Source organism: Pseudomonas sp. PA-1-3F (genome assembly GCF_021609665.1).
In the GTDB taxonomy this organism is placed as follows: Bacteria; Pseudomonadota; Gammaproteobacteria; order Pseudomonadales; family Pseudomonadaceae; genus Aquipseudomonas; species Aquipseudomonas paracarnis.
On the sequence record NZ_WJZD01000020.1, the window covers coordinates 1 to 17,598 of the forward strand.

At 61.3% G+C, this 17,598-nt stretch carries 13 protein-coding genes; 3 read left to right on the plus strand and 10 right to left on the minus strand.

The window, feature by feature from the left end:
• Nucleotides 1-232: 232 nt before the first annotated feature.
• From GIV26_RS15750 to GIV26_RS15780, 7 genes are all read right to left on the minus strand, one after another.
• Nucleotides 233-1,006: a TenA family transcriptional regulator gene (locus GIV26_RS15750; RefSeq protein WP_153474739.1), complete on the minus strand. Its 774-nt coding sequence runs from the start codon at nt 1,004-1,006 to the stop codon at nt 233-235.
• Between the two features lie 78 nt (nt 1,007-1,084).
• Nucleotides 1,085-3,547, minus strand: a complete 2,463-nt coding sequence (locus GIV26_RS15755; RefSeq protein WP_034126162.1) for an EAL domain-containing protein — start codon at nt 3,545-3,547, stop codon at nt 1,085-1,087.
• A gap of 71 nt (nt 3,548-3,618) precedes the next feature.
• Nucleotides 3,619-5,421, minus strand: a complete 1,803-nt coding sequence (locus GIV26_RS15760) for an ABC transporter ATP-binding protein (protein WP_019817586.1) — start codon at nt 5,419-5,421, stop codon at nt 3,619-3,621.
• Nucleotides 5,414-6,016, minus strand: coding sequence for a DsbA family protein (locus GIV26_RS15765; RefSeq protein WP_170949794.1), 603 nt, complete (start codon nt 6,014-6,016; stop codon nt 5,414-5,416). The genes GIV26_RS15760 and GIV26_RS15765 overlap by 8 nt, the downstream gene beginning before the upstream one ends.
• Nucleotides 6,017-6,052: 36 nt before the next feature.
• Entirely contained in the window at nt 6,053-6,994 is a 942-nt protein-coding gene (gene trhO, locus GIV26_RS15770; RefSeq protein WP_236281455.1) for an oxygen-dependent tRNA uridine(34) hydroxylase TrhO, read from the minus strand.
• 101 nt (nt 6,995-7,095) lie between these two features.
• The gene (locus GIV26_RS15775) at nt 7,096-7,389 is read right to left on the minus strand and encodes a BolA family protein (RefSeq protein ID WP_054896313.1); all 294 of its coding nucleotides are present in this window, start codon (nt 7,387-7,389) and stop codon (nt 7,096-7,098) included.
• A 6-nt stretch (nt 7,390-7,395) separates the two neighbouring features.
• Nucleotides 7,396-7,914 carry a DUF2059 domain-containing protein gene (locus tag GIV26_RS15780; protein ID WP_014719258.1) on the minus strand — a complete coding sequence of 173 codons (519 nt, stop codon included), beginning with the start codon at nt 7,912-7,914 and terminating at the stop codon, nt 7,396-7,398.
• A gap of 196 nt (nt 7,915-8,110) precedes the next feature.
• Between GIV26_RS15780 and GIV26_RS15785 the strand changes: the two genes are divergently transcribed.
• Nucleotides 8,111-9,493: a class II fumarate hydratase gene (locus GIV26_RS15785; RefSeq protein ID WP_057977022.1), complete on the plus strand. Its 1,383-nt coding sequence runs from the start codon at nt 8,111-8,113 to the stop codon at nt 9,491-9,493.
• On the opposite strand, the gene GIV26_RS15790 is transcribed toward GIV26_RS15785, so the two are convergent.
• The 3 genes from GIV26_RS15790 to pap all read right to left on the minus strand — a co-directional run bounded on the left by GIV26_RS15790 (nt 9,490) and on the right by pap (nt 13,533).
• On the minus strand, nt 9,490-10,446 hold the full coding sequence (locus GIV26_RS15790) for a DMT family transporter (RefSeq protein ID WP_057977020.1): 957 nt from the start codon (nt 10,444-10,446) through the stop codon (nt 9,490-9,492). The genes GIV26_RS15785 and GIV26_RS15790 overlap by 4 nt on opposite strands.
• A gap of 188 nt (nt 10,447-10,634) precedes the next feature.
• On the minus strand, nt 10,635-11,819 hold the full coding sequence (locus tag GIV26_RS15795; RefSeq protein WP_003192745.1) for a thiolase family protein: 1,185 nt from the start codon (nt 11,817-11,819) through the stop codon (nt 10,635-10,637).
• A gap of 199 nt (nt 11,820-12,018) precedes the next feature.
• Complete coding sequence (gene pap, locus GIV26_RS15800; protein WP_236281458.1) at nt 12,019-13,533, minus strand: polyphosphate:AMP phosphotransferase; 1,515 nt, start codon at nt 13,531-13,533, stop codon at nt 12,019-12,021.
• Nucleotides 13,534-13,687: 154 nt separating this feature from the next.
• On the opposite strand from pap, the gene mnmC reads away from it, so the two are divergent.
• Both mnmC and GIV26_RS15810 read left to right on the plus strand, forming a co-directional pair.
• On the plus strand, nt 13,688-15,688 hold the full coding sequence (mnmC, locus tag GIV26_RS15805; RefSeq protein WP_236281460.1) for a bifunctional tRNA (5-methylaminomethyl-2-thiouridine)(34)-methyltransferase MnmD/FAD-dependent 5-carboxymethylaminomethyl-2-thiouridine(34) oxidoreductase MnmC: 2,001 nt from the start codon (nt 13,688-13,690) through the stop codon (nt 15,686-15,688).
• Between the two features lie 136 nt (nt 15,689-15,824).
• A complete protein-coding gene (locus tag GIV26_RS15810) occupies nt 15,825-17,597 on the plus strand; it encodes an N-acetylglutaminylglutamine amidotransferase (RefSeq protein WP_236281462.1) in 1,773 nt (590 codons plus the stop codon).
• Nucleotide 17,598 lies beyond the last annotated feature (1 nt).

The following is a 17,598-nucleotide window of genomic DNA, read 5'->3' on the forward strand; positions in this document are numbered from 1 at the left end:
AACCCACAACCAAAAAGATGTCGTCGGAGGCGCCGGATGTTAATAAGAACAAGCACGCACCACGGATCGCGGGGCGCGGCGCTGTTAACCAACAAACACTGCCCTGTGGCGAGGGAGCTGGCTCCGGTGGGGGCGCGAGGCCGCCCCGCTTTTTTGTTAAAAGAGGTTGGGCCTGCTACGCAGTCCAACGGGAGCAAGCTCCCTGGCCACAAATACCATCCGAACCGTTACATCACGCCTCGCTGGCGATGCGCACAGGGCGCTCGCGAACGGCTGGCGCCTTGTCTTTTTCCGCATTCTCTAGACGCATGCAGCTTTCCAGGAACAAGTGCATGTAGTCGTAGCTCTTGCACACCGCTTGGCGCAACTCTTCCTGCAAGGCCTTGCTCGGGTTGGTCCCGGCCAGTGTGCAGATGATTTCCAGGGCTTCCCAAGGGTGGGCATCGTCGTATTGGGCGTGCATCTTCAGCCACTTCATCGCCCGCTTGCGATCTTCCTCAGGGAAGGCGGCAGCATACACACCGGTAGAGCAGACCACGGCGGACCACTCTCCCGTCGCCCCCTCGATCGCGTAGTTGGTGGCGGCAATCGCGACGATCAACGCATCCGCCGAGCTGGTGTGCCAGCACCAATGACTCAGGGCGTGCAACTCGGGCGGCACCTCCTGCGCTTGCAGTTCTTCAAGGCTGACGCCGTGAGCCCGCGCCCAATTGACCCAATAGTCGGCATGGTTGAGCTCCACGCGAATGTTGCGCATCAGCCAACGGCGCGCCATATCCTCCCCAGGATGGCGGGCAAACTTGGTCTTGGTCAGGTTCTGCGCCATGTACAAGGCAAACTGTTCCACCACCGGCCAACCACCAATCAGGTAGTGGCGCATGGTCTTGGCGCTGAGGGCGTTGTCGCGCATGCGCTGGTACAGTTCGTGCTCGACAACCCGACGCTTGCTCTCGCTACAGTCCTGGATCAGTTGCTGCGCCCAGGCGGGGTAACTCGAGGCTTCCATAAGCGGGCCGGTTCTGTTGAATGTGTCGATCACTGTGGGGCTCCTTTTCAAGTGTGATTGTACAGACCAGCAAATGTTTCAGCGGAAAGTGCCGGGCGCCTTGAATAACAGAGGCTGCGGCCGCTCAGGTCGGCACTGCAGGCTATCAAAGGTAAACAATTGCGGGCGTTCAATCAGGTAGCCCTGAGCGTAATCCACACCTATCTCAAGTAAAGCCTGTTCGATCTGGGGTGTTTCAACAAACTCGGCAATCGTGCGCTTACCCATGACGTGGCCGATGTGGTTGATCACCTCGACCATGGCGCGGTTAATCGGGTCGTCCAGCATATCCTTTACGAAACTTCCATCGATCTTCAGGAAGTCTACAGGTAAATGTTTCAAATATGCGAATGAGGACATTCCGGCGCAAAAGTCATCCAGGGAAAAATGGCACCCTAACGCTTTGAGTTCATTAATAAATCGAATCGCACTGCCCAAATTGGCTATAGCGCTCGTTTCAGTTATTTCAAAACAAATCATTTCCGGTGGAATGCTGTAACTATCGAATTTCTGACGTAAAAAACCCAAAAAGTCATCATCGCCAATGGTGATGCCTGACAGATTAATCGCACACATGGCCATGGGTCGGCCCGGACGCTCATGCATGCAGCGGGCGATAATCTTGAATACGTTTTCCACTACCCAACGGTCCAGGGACGTCATCAAACCGTAACGCTCGGCAGCCGGAATAAAACTGTTGGGTAAAATGATCCGCCCCGCTTCGTCATGCAGGCGCAGGAGAATTTCGATGTGCCCATTGCCAGCGTCGGTAGGGCCCAACGGCGCGATTTCCTGGGCATAGAGGCAAAAGCGATCTTCTTCAAGGGCGATATGCAGCCGCTGTACCCAGGCCATCTCGCCAAACCGTAGAGACAACTCGGAGTCGTCGACGTGGTAGACCTGCACCCGGTTGCGCCCCTTTTCCTTGGCCATGTAGCACGCCATGTCGGCGGCGCGCAGGGAGGTTTCCAGGGTGGTCGGGGTTTGCGAGATATGCACCAGGCCGATGCTGACAGTGGTCATGAAGGGCCGCCCCTTCCACACGAAGTGCAAGCTTTGCACGGTATGGCGCAGGCTCTCGGCGATTTTTTCCGCCACCGGCGCCGGGCAGTTTTCCAGCAGGATGCCAAACTCGTCGCCGCCCAACCGAGCCAGGGTATCGCCTTCGCGCAAGTCTGATTGCAACAGCGCGCAGATGTGACGCAACAATTCATCGCCTGCCGCGTGCCCACAGGTGTCATTGACCAGCTTGAACTGGTCGAGGTCGAGGAACATCAAGGCATGTCGCCCACTTTGCTGGCGCGCGACCTGTTGCAGCACCTGTTCAAGGCGGAACTCGAACTCGCGACGGTTGGCCAGGCCGGTCAAGGCGTCATGGGTGGCCTGCCAGGAAAGATTGGCGATGTACTGACGTTCCTGGGTCATGTCGTGCAGCACCAGGACCGCACCGCTGATCTTGCCGGCGCTGCGGATCGGCGCGCCCACCAGGGTGACCGAGACCGTGCTGCCGTCCAGGCGCTGGATCAGCTTGGAATGCTCGCTGCCGCCGCTGAACTGGCCCTTGACGATGTGCTCAATCAGGGTGAATCCGTCGGGCTCGGCGTTTTCATTCAAAAGCTTGAACAACGCCGCCAGCGGCAGGCCCTGGGCCTGCTCCGAGCGCCAGTGGGTCAAGGCTTCAGCGGCAGGGTTCATATAGGCAATGGCCCCGTCGACATCGGTGGTAATCACCCCGTCGCCAATCGACTCCAATGTAATCTGCGCCCGCTCCTTCTCCGCTTGCAGCGCATCGGCAAAGGCATGACGCTGGGCCAGCAGCTTGTGGGTGCGCAGCAGCGCCAACACGATCAGGCCCAAGGCTGTCGCCAGGTTGGTGATCAACAACAGGCGCAGGATCATCCGCGAACCTTCGCCCAGGGCATCGCTGAACGCCTTGGCGGCGGGCGTCACACCTTCATTGATGGCCGTGATGCGCGCCTTCCAGCTATGGACATCGTCACTGCTGACGTAGCCGGAGGTAATGGCGCCGTGCATCTCCTGGGCCAGCTCATCCAACTGCAGCAGATAGCCGTCGCCCACCGTCCACAGCTCAATGGCTTTTTCCAGGTAGCTGAAATGGCGGAAGTTGAGGTACAGCCAGATCAGGCTGGAAACGTCGTCCGGATGGTTGCCGCCCTTGAGGATACCCAGGCGCGCGGCCTCCATGTCTGGATTGGGACGGTCCAGGGCAATGCGCAATTCATGCCCACCCTGGGGCACGGCAATGGCCTGCTGGTATTTGAGGTAGGTGGCGTCGTTGCGGTTATCGGCGTAGAGGGTCAGGTAGTAGATAGCATCCTTCTGGCCCTTGGACCACAGGCTTTCGCCCGCCACATAGCCCCGCACTGCCGAAAGCACGTAGAGACTGACGCAGCCTAACAATGCCTGGAACAACACGACGGCGATGAAGGGCCAGACAATACCCAACAGGCGTGGCGTTCCGAGAGTCCGCTTTTGCTTCATGAAGTCCCTTACACATGCACAGCTTAATACGCACGCGAAAATCCGCTCCCGATAGCACAGCCTAAGCTAAATCAACGCACTTGTTGCAAGTGTCCGTACAGTTTGGCGTACAACCCACCATCGGCAATCAACTGCTGATGGTCGCCATCCTCGGCGATGTGCCCGCCATCGAACACCAACACTCGGTCAGCCTGCTTCACCGCAGACAGCCGGTGAGCGATGATCAGTGTAGTACGCCCGCTGAGAAACCGCGCCAGTGCCTGGTGCAGGTTGTACTCGGTCGCCGCATCCAATGCAGACGTGGCCTCGTCCAGAATCACCACTTTAGGCTCGGCGAGCACCATGCGGGCAATCGCCAGGCGTTGCCGCTGACCACCGGAAAAGCGCACGCCCGAACGCCCGACCACGCTGTCCAGGCCCAAGGGTAATGCCTTGACAGTAGCATCCAGTTGGGCGATTTCCAGCGCCTGCCAGCAGGCTTGATCGGTGCGGGTGCGGCCCATGGTCAGGTTGGCGCGCACGGTATCGTTGAACAGCGCAGGGTGTTGCAGCACCACCGCGACGTTCTCGCGGATGGTCTCCAGGCCAATCTCCTGCTGGGTGGCAGTGCCAAAGCGAATGCTGCCGGCCTGCGGCGTGTAGAGCCCCAGCAACAGTTGCACCAGGGTGCTTTTACCGCCGCCACTGGCGCCGACAATTGCCACCTTTTCACCCGGTGCGATGGCCAGGTTCAACTGGTTGAGTACCAGCTCTTCGCCGTAGCCGAAGTCGAGGCCACGCACTTCGATGCCGACCGTCTCGCGCCCGCTGAACGGGTCTGCGCCGCCTGGGTATTGCGGCTCATCGGCACGCGCCAGCAGCTCGTTGATGCGCGACAGCGCGCCGCCCGCCGCGTAATAGGCGTATTGCAGGTTCAGCAGTTGTTCCACCGGGCCAATCATGAACCACAGGTAACTGAACACTGCGAGCATCTGGCCGATGGACAGGTCGGAAAACAGCACGGTGAGCATGGCCGCGGCGCGGAAGATGTCGATACCGAACTGGAACAGCAAGCCACTGGCGCGGCTCGACGCGTCGGTTTTCCATTGGGAATGAATGGCGTAGTCACGCACTTCCTGGGCACGCTGGCCCAGCCGCCCGAGGAAAAAGCCCTGGCGGTTGCCGGCACGTACTTCCTGGATGGCATCGAGGGTTTCGGTCAGCGCCTGTGTAAAGCGTGAAGTACTGTCGTTTTCCAACTTCTTGAGGTGCTTGACGCGCTTGCCCAATTGCACCGTGGCGTAGATCACCAACGGGTTGAACAACAGGATCAACAACGCCAGCTGCCAATGCATCCACACCAGGATCGCCGAGGTGCCGACCAGGGTCAGCATCGCCACCAGGAAGCGGCTGAGGGTTTCGCCGACGAATTTGTCCAGGGTGTCCAGGTCGGTCACCAAGTGGGTGGTGACCGTACCGCTGCCCAGGCTTTCGTACTCACCCAGGGAGATACGCTTGAGACGCTCAATCAGACGCACGCGGATGCGGTACACGATGTCCTTGGCCAAGCGCGCAAACAGCCGCGCCTGCACCACGTTGAACACCAGCGCGCCGCAGCGCAGGGCCAGAGTGACCAAGAGCATAAGGCCGATATAGCCTGCGGCTTTTTGCCAACCCAGGGGCAGCGCGTGGTTCATCACCTTGAGGGCGGCATCGCCATGGCCCAGTAGCACTTCGTCCACCAGCAACGGCAATAACAGCGGGATAGGCACGCTGCACAGGGTGGCGAGCACGGCGACACCGTTGGCGACCCACAGGGATTTCTTGTGGCGCAGGGCCAGGCGGCGAATTTCTGCCCAGGTCAGGCGGTCGGTGCGTGGAGGCTGTTCATACACAGGCAGCTCGCTCCAGCCATCGACCCAGTAACGGCGACAGCTCGGACAGCGGCTGGTAACCATTGGTCAGCAAGGCCAACTGGCCGTTGCGCTCGGCCAGCAGGGTCGGGAACCCGGCAATCCCCAGGTCTTGCACCCAAGTGAAATCGGCCGCCGTGGCGGCGTGCTGCTCGGCACGGTCGAACTCGCCGGCAAACTCGATACGTGGAATGCCGGCCTGCTCGGCCAGCTCAACCAACACATGGGCGAGGGTCACGTCCCGTCCTTCGACATAGAACGCACGCTGGATCAGCCCCAGCAGCTTCCAGGCGCAATCCGGCGCCAGGCTGCGTGCGGTGACGATAGCGCGGCACGCCGGCTCCGTGTCGTAGACAAAACCGTCGGGCAGCGCGCCGTCACGCTTGAACGGCTGGCCGGTGGCGTCGGTGACGGCCTGCCAGTGTTCAAGGATGTAGCGCCGGGTAGTCGGCTCCAGCGCCGCGCCGCTGCCGGTGCGCAAGCCGCCCACCACCAGGTGCACGTCCACGCCGGCCGCCTGGGCCTGCTCCACCAGCGCTTGTGCCACCGGGGCAAAGCCCCAGCACCAGGAACACATCGGGTCCATTACATAGAGCAGGCGCGCAGACATGGCTCAGGCCTCGGAAGGGGTTTGCTTGTAGTTGTAACCAATCGGGTGCGGCATGTTGCGGGCCTTGGCCAGTTCGATCTGCTTCTGGCGGTCGATTGCACTGCGACGGGTCTTCTCCGGCAGCTTATCCCAGCAATGGGGGCAACTGATGCCCGCCACGTAATGCTCGGAGGCGCGGTCTTCTACGCTCACGGGTGTGCGGCAGGCATGACATTGATCGTAGTCGCCTTCGCTCAAGTCGTGGCGCACGGTCACGCGATTGTCGAACACAAAGCAGTCGCCCTGCCATTTGGTTTCTTCCTGGGGCACCTCTTCGAGGTACTTCAGGATACCGCCCTTGAGGTGGTAGACCTCATCGAAGCCTTCGCTGAGCATGTAGCTCGAGGCCTTCTCACAGCGAATGCCGCCAGTGCAGAACATGGCGACCTTCTTGTGCTTGGCCGGGTCGAAGTTGGCTTTGATGTAGTCGGGAAATTCGCGAAAACTGGTAGTTTTCGGGTCGATTGCGCCTTCAAAGGTGCCGATGGACACTTCGTAGTCGTTACGGGTGTCGATCAACAGCACTTCCGGGTCGCTGATCAACGCATTCCAATCCTGCGGGTCGACATAGGTACCGACTTTTTTGTTCGGGTCGACGCCTTCAACGCCCAGGGTCACGATCTCTTTCTTGAGCTTGACCTTGGTGCGATAGAACGGCTGGTCGTTGCAGTAGGATTCCTTGTGGTCGATGTCGACCATGCGCGGGTCTTTTTTCAGCCAGGCCATCAGGCCGTCAATGCCTTCGCGGCTGCCGGAAACGGTGCCGTTGATGCCTTCTTCGGCGATCAGCAAGGTGCCTTTGATGCCGTTATCGATCATAGCCTGCAACAGGGGCTCGCGCAGGGCGACGTAATCTTCGAGGGTGACGAACTTATACAGTGCCGCCACGACAATCGGTTGAGTCATGGGTGTTCTCTCCAGGTGGCTACCCTCGTAAGGGGTGAACCGGATGCAAAAAAAACGCGCCGGCTAAGCGGCGCGTTGCGGATTCTATCAGGGTTACCCCATCAATGTCCGCCGGCGCAGGTCGGCGAGGCCGGGGCTGCGTCGATTGTCGCCCACTCGTCGGGCGTATAGGTATGCAGCGCCAGCGCATGGAACTCGCTCATCAGATCACCCAGAGTGGCGTAGACCTTCTGATGGCGCTTGACGCGGTTGAGCCCCTCGAACTGCTGGCTGACCAGCACGGCCTTGAAGTGGGTCTGCAACCCACGGCTGTGCATGTGGCTTTCATCCAGCACGCTCAAATGTTGCGGGGCCAGGGCGGCAAGGGCCGTTTCGATACGCTGTTGCATGGTCATTCCTGCTTACTTCTTCTTGGCCGGTGCGGCGGCTTTTGGCGCCAGCTCGTTGGTCATGTCTTCCAACAGCTTGTTCACCACCGGTACGGCGCTTTCCAGCTTGGCCTGGGTCATCTGGGCCGATTGCTGGGTCAGCTGGGGCATTTTTTCCAGGACTTTCTTGCCAAGTGGCGACTGATAGAACGCTACCAGGTCCTTGAGCTCGGATTCGCTGAAGTTGGTGGTGTAGAGCTTGACCATGTCAGGCTTGAGCTTCGGCCAGCCGATGGCCTGGTCCAGAGCGGCGTTGGCCTTGGCCTGGTAGCTGTCCAGTACCGACTGCTTGGCGGCAGGCGCCTTGGTCTGTTCGAAACGCTGGGCGAACATTTGCTGCACTTGCATGTACACCGGGGTCCCCAGCTTGTCAGCATGGGCCAGGGTAAGGAAGGCTTCGGCACTGGCGTTGTGGCTGGCGGTATCGGCAAGAACCTGGCCGCTGGCGCAAACCAGAGCAACCGCGGTACAGATGGCACGAAGACGAGTCATCGAGTTTCCTTTTCTAGCAGGCGAGGTAAGACCCCAAGGGCGACCATTCTGCGCCTAAAAAACCTCGCGGCTCAACCCCACTCCTTGGCAAGCCCCGGTTTCACGGGGCGCGATGGCACAAATGCGCTTTTAGGGAACCCACGCTGGCCGCCAGGGCCTAAACTGACCAATCACGACTGCATAAGGAGGGTGACCGATGAGCCGTATCGAAACCGACAGCCTGGGGGAAGTACAGGTCCCTGATGACGCCTATTGGGGCGCGCAAACCCAACGTTCGCTGGTCAATTTCGCGATTGGCGAGCAGCGCATGCCGCTGGCGGTATTGCATGCCCTGGCCCTGATCAAGAAGGCTGCGGCGCGGGTCAACGACCGCAACGGCGACTTGCCCGCCGATATTGCCCGCCTGATCGAGCAGGCTGCCGACGAAGTCCTGGACGGCCAGCATGACGACCAGTTCCCGCTGGTGGTCTGGCAGACCGGCAGTGGCACCCAGAGCAACATGAACGCCAACGAAGTGATCGCTGGCCGCGCCAACGAACTGGCCGGCAACAACCGCGGCGGCAAGAGCCCGGTGCACCCCAACGATCACGTCAACCGTTCCCAGAGTTCCAACGATTGCTTCCCCACCGCCATGAGCATTGCTGCGGTGCAAGCGGTGAACAAGCAACTGCTGCCGGCAATCGCCACCTTGTCCGGTGGGCTGGCAGAATTGGCCGCGCGGCATATGAAGCTGGTCAAGACCGGCCGTACCCACATGATGGATGCCACACCGATCACCTTCGGCCAGGAACTTTCGGCGTTTATCGCCCAGCTCGATTACGCCGAGCGTGCGATCCGCAGCGCCCTGCCCGCGGTGTGCGAGCTGGCCCAGGGCGGCACCGCCGTCGGCACCGGCCTCAATGCCCCCCATGGCTTTGGCGAGGCGATTGCTTCCGAGCTGGCCGCGTTGTCGGGTTTACCTTTTGTGACCGCGCCGAACAAATTCGCCGCCCTCTCCGGCCATGAGCCGCTGGTGACCCTGCACGGCGCGCTGAAAACCCTGGCCGTGGCGCTGATGAAGATCGCCAACGACCTGCGCCTGCTGGGTTCCGGCCCTCGCGCCGGGCTGGCCGAAGTCAAGTTGCCGGCCAACGAACCGGGCAGTTCGATCATGCCCGGCAAGGTCAACCCCACACAATGCGAAGCGCTGTCGATGCTGGCCTGCCAGGTGCTGGGCAACGACGTGACCATCGGCATGGCCGCCAGCCAAGGGCACTTGCAGTTGAACGTGTACAAACCGGTGATCATCCACAACCTGCTGGAGTCGATCCGCCTGCTGGCCGATGGCTGCAACAACTTCCAGGAGCATTGCATTGCCGGTCTTGAACCCGACGCCGAGCAAATGGCCCAGCACCTGGAACGCGGGCTGATGCTGGTCACCGCCCTCAACCCGCATATCGGCTACGACAAGTCAGCCGAAATCGCCAAGAAGGCTTACGCCGAAGGGCTGACACTGCGTGAGGCTGCACTGGAGCTGGGCTACCTCACCGATGCCGAGTTTGACCAGTGGGTGCGCCCGCAAAACATGCTCGGCGCTTAAACCGACATCCGCAGCCGCCGGGCCCTGAGCCCGGCGAGCAGCGAAGGCGCCAGCGCCACCATCGCCGAGCCAGTCACCACCACCAAAGCCCCCACATACCCCAAGGCATTGATCTCTTCGGCTTGCACATAGTCCGGCCACAGCCAGGCCGACACTGCCACCGCCACAAAGGTCACCAACGGCGTCAACGCCAGGGTCGCACTGACCCGCGAGGCTTCCCAATGCGCCAGGGCTTCGGCAAATGCGCCGTAGGCCACCAGCGTATTCATGCAGCACGCCAGCAGCAGCCAGCCTTGCAACGGGCTCAACTGCAACGCCTCCAGCGGGTGCGCCCAAGGCGTGAGCAACACCGCGCACGACAGGTAGATCACCATCATCACCTGCAATGAATTCCATACCGTCAGCAACTGCTTCTGCCCCAGTGCGTAGAACACCCAGATGGTGGTGGCGAGCAGGATCGTCAGCACACCGGCGGTGTAAGAACCCATGGACGTCAGCAACTCCACCAGGCGTTGGTTGAAAAACAAGCCAAAGCCTGCGATCAGCACCATCAGCCCCACCCCCTGCCCCAGGCTGAAGCGCTCCTTGAACACAAACACACTGGCAACCATCAGAAAGATCGGGCCCATCTGCACCACCAACTGCGCCGTGCCGGGGCTAAGCATTTTCAGGCCAACCAGGTACAACACGTAGTTGCCCACCAGGCCACACACCGCCATGCCCACTAGCCACCCACCCTTGGGGCCAAGCACTTTGCGGCTGGGCAGACGTTTGGTGGCGGCCAGGTAAACGAACAGGCACGTGCCCGCTACCATGAGGCGAAACCAGGTCACGGTGATAGGGTCCATCACCTGCAACACTTGCTTGAGCTTGATCGGGAGAATGCCCCACAGAAACGCGGTCAGCAGGGTCAGGAAGAAACCGTAGACCCAGCGGCCGGAAGAGATGTGCATGAGAGCCCCAGATGCCAGAGGAAGTGGAGCAGGCATTCTAGGGGCAAGTCACTGAGTTCGGATACGTCACAGTCTTGAATGTGGGGGCTGGCTTGCCTGCGATGGCGATTTATCTGTGTCCAATCTGTCGCTGACCCACCGCAATCGCAGGCAAGCCAGCTCCCACATTGGCGGTATTCCAACCTGACTCAGCGTACGGCTTCGAAGAGTCCGGTGGCGCCCATCCCCCCCCCCACGCACATGGTGACAATCCCGTAACGCAGGTTGCGCCGTTGCAGCTCGCGCACCAGGTGCCCCACCTGCCGCGAGCCGGTCATGCCGAACGGGTGCCCGATGGAAATCGAGCCGCCGTTGACGTTGTATTTGGCATTATCGATCTCCAGGCGATTGCGCGCGTAAAGGCACTGGGAAGCAAAGGCCTCATTGAGTTCCCACAAGTCGATATCCGCCACCTGCAACCCCTTGGCCTTGAGCAACTTGGGCACCGAGAACACCGGGCCGATGCCCATCTCGTCCGGCTCGCAACCGGCCACGGTAAAGCCACGGAAGAACGCCTTGGGCTTGAGCCCCAGTTCCAGAGCTTTTTCCAGGCTCATCACCAGGGTCATCGACGCACCGTCGGAGAGCTGCGAGGAGTTACCTGCAGTCACCGAGCCATCCTCGGCAAACACCGGCTTCAAGCCGCTGAGGCTGGCCAGGGTGGTGTCCGGGCGGTTGCAGTCGTCCCGGTCTACCACGCCATCCAGGATCTGCACCGCGCCAGTGTTCTTGTCCTCGACCTTGTACTTGACCGCCATCGGCACGATTTCATCGTTGAACAAGCCATCAGCCTGGGCCTGGGCGGTGCGCTGCTGGCTTTGCAGCGCGTAAAGGTCCTGATCTTCGCGGCTGACGTGATAGCGGCGCGCAACGATTTCGGCGGTCTGGCCCATGGGGAAGTAAATGCCCGGCACCTGTTCTTTAAGCAGCGGGTTGATCAGGTTATCGGTGTTGACGCTCTTCATGGTCAGGCTGATGGACTCCACGCCACCGGCAACAATGATGTCGCTGCAGCCCGAAGCGATCTGGTTGGCGGCAATGGCAATCGCCTGCAAGCCCGACGAACAGAAACGGTTGAGAGTCATGCCCGCCGTACCGGTGCCCAGTTGCGAGAGCACCGCCACGTTACGCCCGATGTTATAGCCCTGGGCGCCTTCGTTGGAGCCGGCACCGACGATGCAGTCTTCCACCGTCGCCGGGTCTATACCGTTGCGGGCCAGCAGCGCATTGACACAATGGGCCGCCATGTCATCGGGGCGGGTCTGGTTGAACTTGCCGCGAAAGGATTTGGCCAGGCCGGTTCGCACGCTGTCGACGATCACTACTTCACGCATGGGCTACCTCGATCTTGTGGTTGTGGATCGAGGATAGATCCAGGCCTGGCCGACCGCGATGATCATTCACTGCGTGGATGCAAAAGCATGAAGCCTCTGTAGGAGCGAGCTTGCTCGCGAAAAACTAATAGGCGCCGCGTTCACTCAGGAAGCACGCGTTATCGTTGACGTTTTTCGCGAGCAAGCTCGCTCCTACAGGCTATTTCTTTTTCTTTTTGTCGTGCTTGTCGCTTTTATCAAACGCTTCTTCCAGCGCACGGTTGATGGTGCGCAGCACCTTGACCCGCGCCCAGCGCTTGTCGTTGGCCTCGACCAGAGTCCAGGGCGCCACCTCGGTGCTGGTGCGGTCAACCATATCGCCCACCGCCGCGCGGTAGTCGTCCCACTTGTCGCGATTGCGCCAGTCGTCTTCGGTGATCTTGAAGCGCTTGAAGGGGATTTCTTCACGAGCCTGGAAGCGCTCCAGCTGCGTCTCCTTGTCGATGGCCAGCCAGAACTTGACCACGATCACCCCCGCATCGCGCAGTTGCTCTTCGAAGTCATTGATCTCGCCATAGGCGCGCATCCAGTCCGCAGGGGTACAGAAGCCTTCGATGCGTTCCACCAGCACGCGGCCGTACCAGGAGCGGTCAAACACGGTGAACATGCCGCGCGCCGGGATTTTCTGCCAGAACCGCCATAGATAAGGCTGGGCCCGTTCGTCTTCGCTGGGCGCGGCAATCGGCACGATGTGGTACTGGCGCGGGTCCAGTGCTGCCGCCACTCGACGGATCGCCCCACCCTTGCCCGCCGCGTCGTTGCCCTCGAACACGCTTACCAGCGCGTGCTTGCGCATACGTTTGTCGCGCATCAGGCCAGAGAAGCGCGCCTGTTCGGTAATCAGTTGCTCTTCATAGTCGTCCTTGTCCAGGCGCAGGGTCATGTCGAGGCTGTCGAGCAGGCTCTTGCGGTCCACCGAGGCAAGCAACGGCGCCGGGTTCATGCCGCTGGCCTTGACCTTGGCCTGCTTCAGGGCACTTTGCAGCCCATCGAGCAGGATCTTGCCCACGGTCAGCCCACGGTAATGGGGGTCGACGCCTTCGATCACATGCCACGGCGCGTAATCGCGGCTGGTGCGGCGCAGCACACGCTCACCGAAATGCACGAACTTGTCGTAGGTCTTGGACTGCTGCCAGTCCAATGGGCTGATGCGCCAGCTGTGCAGCGGGTCGTCGGCCAGGGCCTTGAGGCGCGCCTTCATCTGTTTTTTGGACAGGTGGAACCAGAACTTGAAGATCAGCGCACCTTCATCGCAGAGCATCTTTTCCAGACGTTCGGCGCCGGCGATGGCCTGGTCCAGGCGCGCATCCTTGATCTGCCCATGCACGCGGCCTTGCAGCATCTGGCTGTACCAGTTGCCGAAGAAAATGCCCATGCGGCCCTTGGCCGGCAGTTGCCGCCAGTAGCGCCAGGCCGGTGGACGCGCCAGTTCTTCGTCGGTCTGCAGGTCGAAGGTGCGCACTTCGATCAGGCGCGGGTCCATCCATTCATTGAGCAGCTTGACGGTTTCACCCTTGCCCGCGCCCTCGATGCCGTTGATGAGGATGATCACCGGGAAGCGTTTCTGCTGTTGCAGCTCGTACTGAACTTCCAGCAAGGCTTCACGCAAGGCCGGCACTTCGGCGTCGTAGGTGTCTTTGTCGATGGCGTGACCGATTTCGGCGGATTCGAACATGGGCAGCTCCGTTTCAAGATGGCTCAAGACTAGCGGATTGGGCCCCGACACGCGCAAGGAAATACAACCCAGCCTTGCCATGGATCAATTCAACGCCTGTTGATCGGCTAGAATGGCCGCCTTGCCTTTGCCCGCTTTCATTTTATGAGCCGCCATGAACCCCATCACCCACGCCCAGCTCGACTGGGATGACCAAGGCCGCCCGCATTCGCGGGTATTCGACGACGTGTATTTCTCCGACCAGTCGGGCCTGGAAGAAACCCGCTACGTGTTCCTGGAGCAGAACCGCTTGCAGGAACGCTTCGCCGCCTTGCCCGCAGGTGGGCGCCTGGTGATTGGTGAAACTGGCTTCGGCACCGGCTTGAACTTCCTCTGCGCCTGGCAGTTGTTCGAACAGCACGCAGTCGCCGGTGCGCGGCTGCACTTCGTCAGCGTGGAAAAGTACCCCCTCAGCCATGCCGACCTGCAACGCGCCCTCGCCCTCTGGCCCGAACTGCAACCCTTGGCCGAGCAACTGCTGGCGCAATACATTGCCATCCATCAGGGTTTCCAACGCCTGGTACTGGACAACGGCCGCGTGACCCTGACCCTGTTGATCGGCGATGCGCTGGAACAATTGCCGCAACTGGACGCCCAGGTCGATGCATGGTTTCTCGACGGGTTCGCCCCGGCGAAAAACCCCGACATGTGGACCGCCGAGCTGTTCGCCCAACTGGCGCGCCTGGCGGCACCGGGCTCGACCATCAGCACCTTCACCAGCACCGGCTGGGTAAGGCGGTTGATCAATGCCGCCGGGTTCAAGATGAAACGCACGCCAGGCATCGGCCATAAGTGGGAGATCCTGCGTGGGGAGTTTGTCGGTTGGCCCGCCGACTTACCCGCGCCGGCCCCACGTAAACCCTGGTTCGCCCGGCCACCCGCCATCGAGGGAGAACGTCATGCCCTGGTCATCGGCGGTGGCCTGGCCGGTTGCGCGACCGCCGCCAGCCTGGCCGCAAGGGGTTGGCGTGTCAGCCTTCTGGAGCGCCACGCCGGCTTGGCACAGGAAGCGTCGGGCAACCCACAGGGTGTGTTGTACCTCAAGCTTTCGGCCCATGGCACGGCCTTGTCCCAGCTGATAGTCAGCGGTTTTGGCCACACCCGACGCCTGCTGGAACATTTGCACCGAGGTGTCGATTGGGACGGCTGTGGCGTGTTGCAACTGGCGTTTGACGCCAAGGAAATCCAGCGTCAGGCTCAATTGGCAAACGCCTTTGCTCCGGACCTGTTGCATCTGCTGGACCGCGAGCAGGCGCAGCAAAAGGCGGGAATCGAACTGGCCCACGGCGGGTTGTTTTTTCCAGAGGGCGGTTGGGTGCATCCGCCCGCGCTGTGCCAGTGGCAGGCCAAACATCCACTGATTGAAGTGCTCACCCACCACGAGGCACTGGAACTGCACCGGCTCGACGACCAATGGCAAGCCCGCGCCGGTGACCGCGTGCTGGCCAGCGCCGGTGTCGTGGTGCTCGCAGGGGCTGCGGAGATCAAGCGTTTCCCCTTCAGTGCAGACATACCGCTCAAGCGCATCCGTGGGCAGATCACTCGGCTGGCGCAAACCTGCGCGAGTAAAGCGCTGGCCACGGTGGTCTGTGCCGAGGGCTACGTCGCGCCGGCCCGGCTTGGCGAACACACCCTGGGCGCCAGTTTTGACTTCAACAATCAAGACCTCACGCCCACGCCCGCCGAACACAGCGGCAACCTGCAGATGCTGCGCGAGATGTCTACCGACCTGCTGCAGCGCCTGGGTGCCGACCGCCTGGCGGCCGAACAACTGGAAGGCCGTGCCGCGTTTCGTTGTACCAGCCCCGACTACCTGCCCATCGTTGGGCCATTGGCCGACCATGCGGCGTTTGAGCAGGCTTATGCGGTACTGGGCAAAGACGCCCGGCAAGTGCCGAAAACGCCCTGCCCGTGGCTGCCGGGGCTGTTTCTCAATAGCGGCCATGGCTCGCGTGGCCTGATCACTGCGCCGTTGTGCGGCGAACTGCTGGCTGCATGGCTGAGTGATGAGCCCCTGCCAGTGCCAACCAGCGTAGCCGAGGCTTGCCACCCCAATCGATTTGCCCTGCGCGCGTTGGTGCGAGGCCAAGGCGCTGCACAAAAAAAGCCGGATTAAAGGCAAGGCGGCTATCTGCCTTATAACTTATCGGTCTAAAACTCCACGCATAGCACTGGGTCAGTTTCTGGGTACGCGCCCTTTTGGGCGTATTGAGTATTGACCCCTCCCCAACGGAAAAACCGGTAAGGAATTTATGTGTGGACTAGCTGGCGAGTTACGCTTTGATCATCAACCTGCCGACCTGGCAGCCGTAGAACGCATCACACACCACCTCGCCCCCCGAGGCCCCGACGCCTGGGGCTTTCATGCCCAAGGGCCGATTGCCCTGGGCCACCGCCGCCTGAAGATCATGGACCTGTCGGACGGCTCTGCCCAACCGATGGTCGACGCCCATCTGGGGCTGTCCCTGGCGTTCAATGGCGCTATCTATAATTTCCCGGAGCTGCGCCAAGAGCTGGAAGCCCTGGGTTACGCCTTCTATTCCGGTGGCGACACCGAAGTGTTGCTCAAGGGTTATCACGCCTGGGGCGAAGCGCTGCTGCCCAAGCTCAACGGCATGTTCGCTTTCGCCATCTGGGAGCGTGATGCCCAGCGTCTGTTCATCGCTCGTGACCGTCTCGGTGTGAAGCCCTTGTACCTGTCGCGCACCGGCCAGCGCCTGCGTTTCGCCTCGGCGTTGCCAGCGTTGCTCAAGGGTGGGGATATCAACCCGATCCTCGATCCGGTCGCCCTCAACCACTACCTGAATTTCCACGCCGTGGTGCCCGCGCCGCGTACGCTGTTGGCCGGCATCGAAAAGCTGCCGCCCGCCAGCTGGATGCGCATCGACGCCAGCGGCAAGACCGAACAGAAAACCTGGTGGACCCTGCCCTACGGGCCCCATGAGGACGAAAAACACCTGACCCTGGGAGACTGGACCGACCGCGTGCTCGACAGCACCCGCGAAGCCGTGGCCATTCGCCAACGTGCGGCGGTGGATGTGGGGGTGCTGCTGTCCGGCGGCGTCGACTCGAGCATGCTCGTCGGCCTGCTGCGTGAAGTGGGCGTGGAGGATTTGTCGACCTTTTCCATCGGCTTTGAAGACGCCGGCGGCGAACGTGGCGACGAGTTCCAGTACTCAGACCTGATCGCCAAACACTACGGCACCCATCACCACCAACTGCGCATCGCCGAAAGCGAGATCATCGAGCAACTGCCGGCCGCCTTCCGCGCCATGAGCGAGCCGATGGTCAGCCATGACTGCATCGCCTTCTACCTGCTGTCGCGGGAAGTGGCCAAGCATTGCAAAGTGGTGCAGAGCGGCCAGGGCGCCGATGAACTGTTCGCCGGTTACCACTGGTACCCGCAAGTGGACGGTGCCAGCGACCCGTACGCGGCCTACCGCGAGGCGTTTTTCGACCGCAGCTACGACGACTACGCGGCGACCGTCGCGCCCCAATGGCTGACCGCCAACGACGCTGCTGGCAATTTCGTGCGCGAGCACTTTGCAATGCCGGGCGCCGACGCAGCGGTGGACAAGGCCCTGCGCCTGGACAGCACGGTGATGCTGGTGGACGACCCGGTCAAACGCGTCGACAACATGACCATGGCCTGGGGCCTGGAAGCGCGCACGCCGTTTCTCGACTACCGCCTGGTAGAACTGTCGGCCCGTGTGCCGGCCCAGTTCAAGCTACCCGACGGCGGCAAACAGGTGCTCAAGGAAGCGGCGCGCCGCGTGATCCCCAGCGAAGTCATCGACCGCAAGAAAGGCTACTTCCCCGTGCCCGGCCTCAAGCACCTGCAGGGCGACACCTTGAACTGGGTGCGCGAGTTGCTGCTGGACCCGAGCCAGGACCGCGGGCTGTTCAACCCAGCCATGCTCGACCGCTTGCTCACCGACCCGCAAGGCCAACTGACCCCACTGCGCGGCTCCAAGCTGTGGCAGTTGGCGGCGCTGAACCTGTGGCTGAGCGAACAAGGAATCTGAT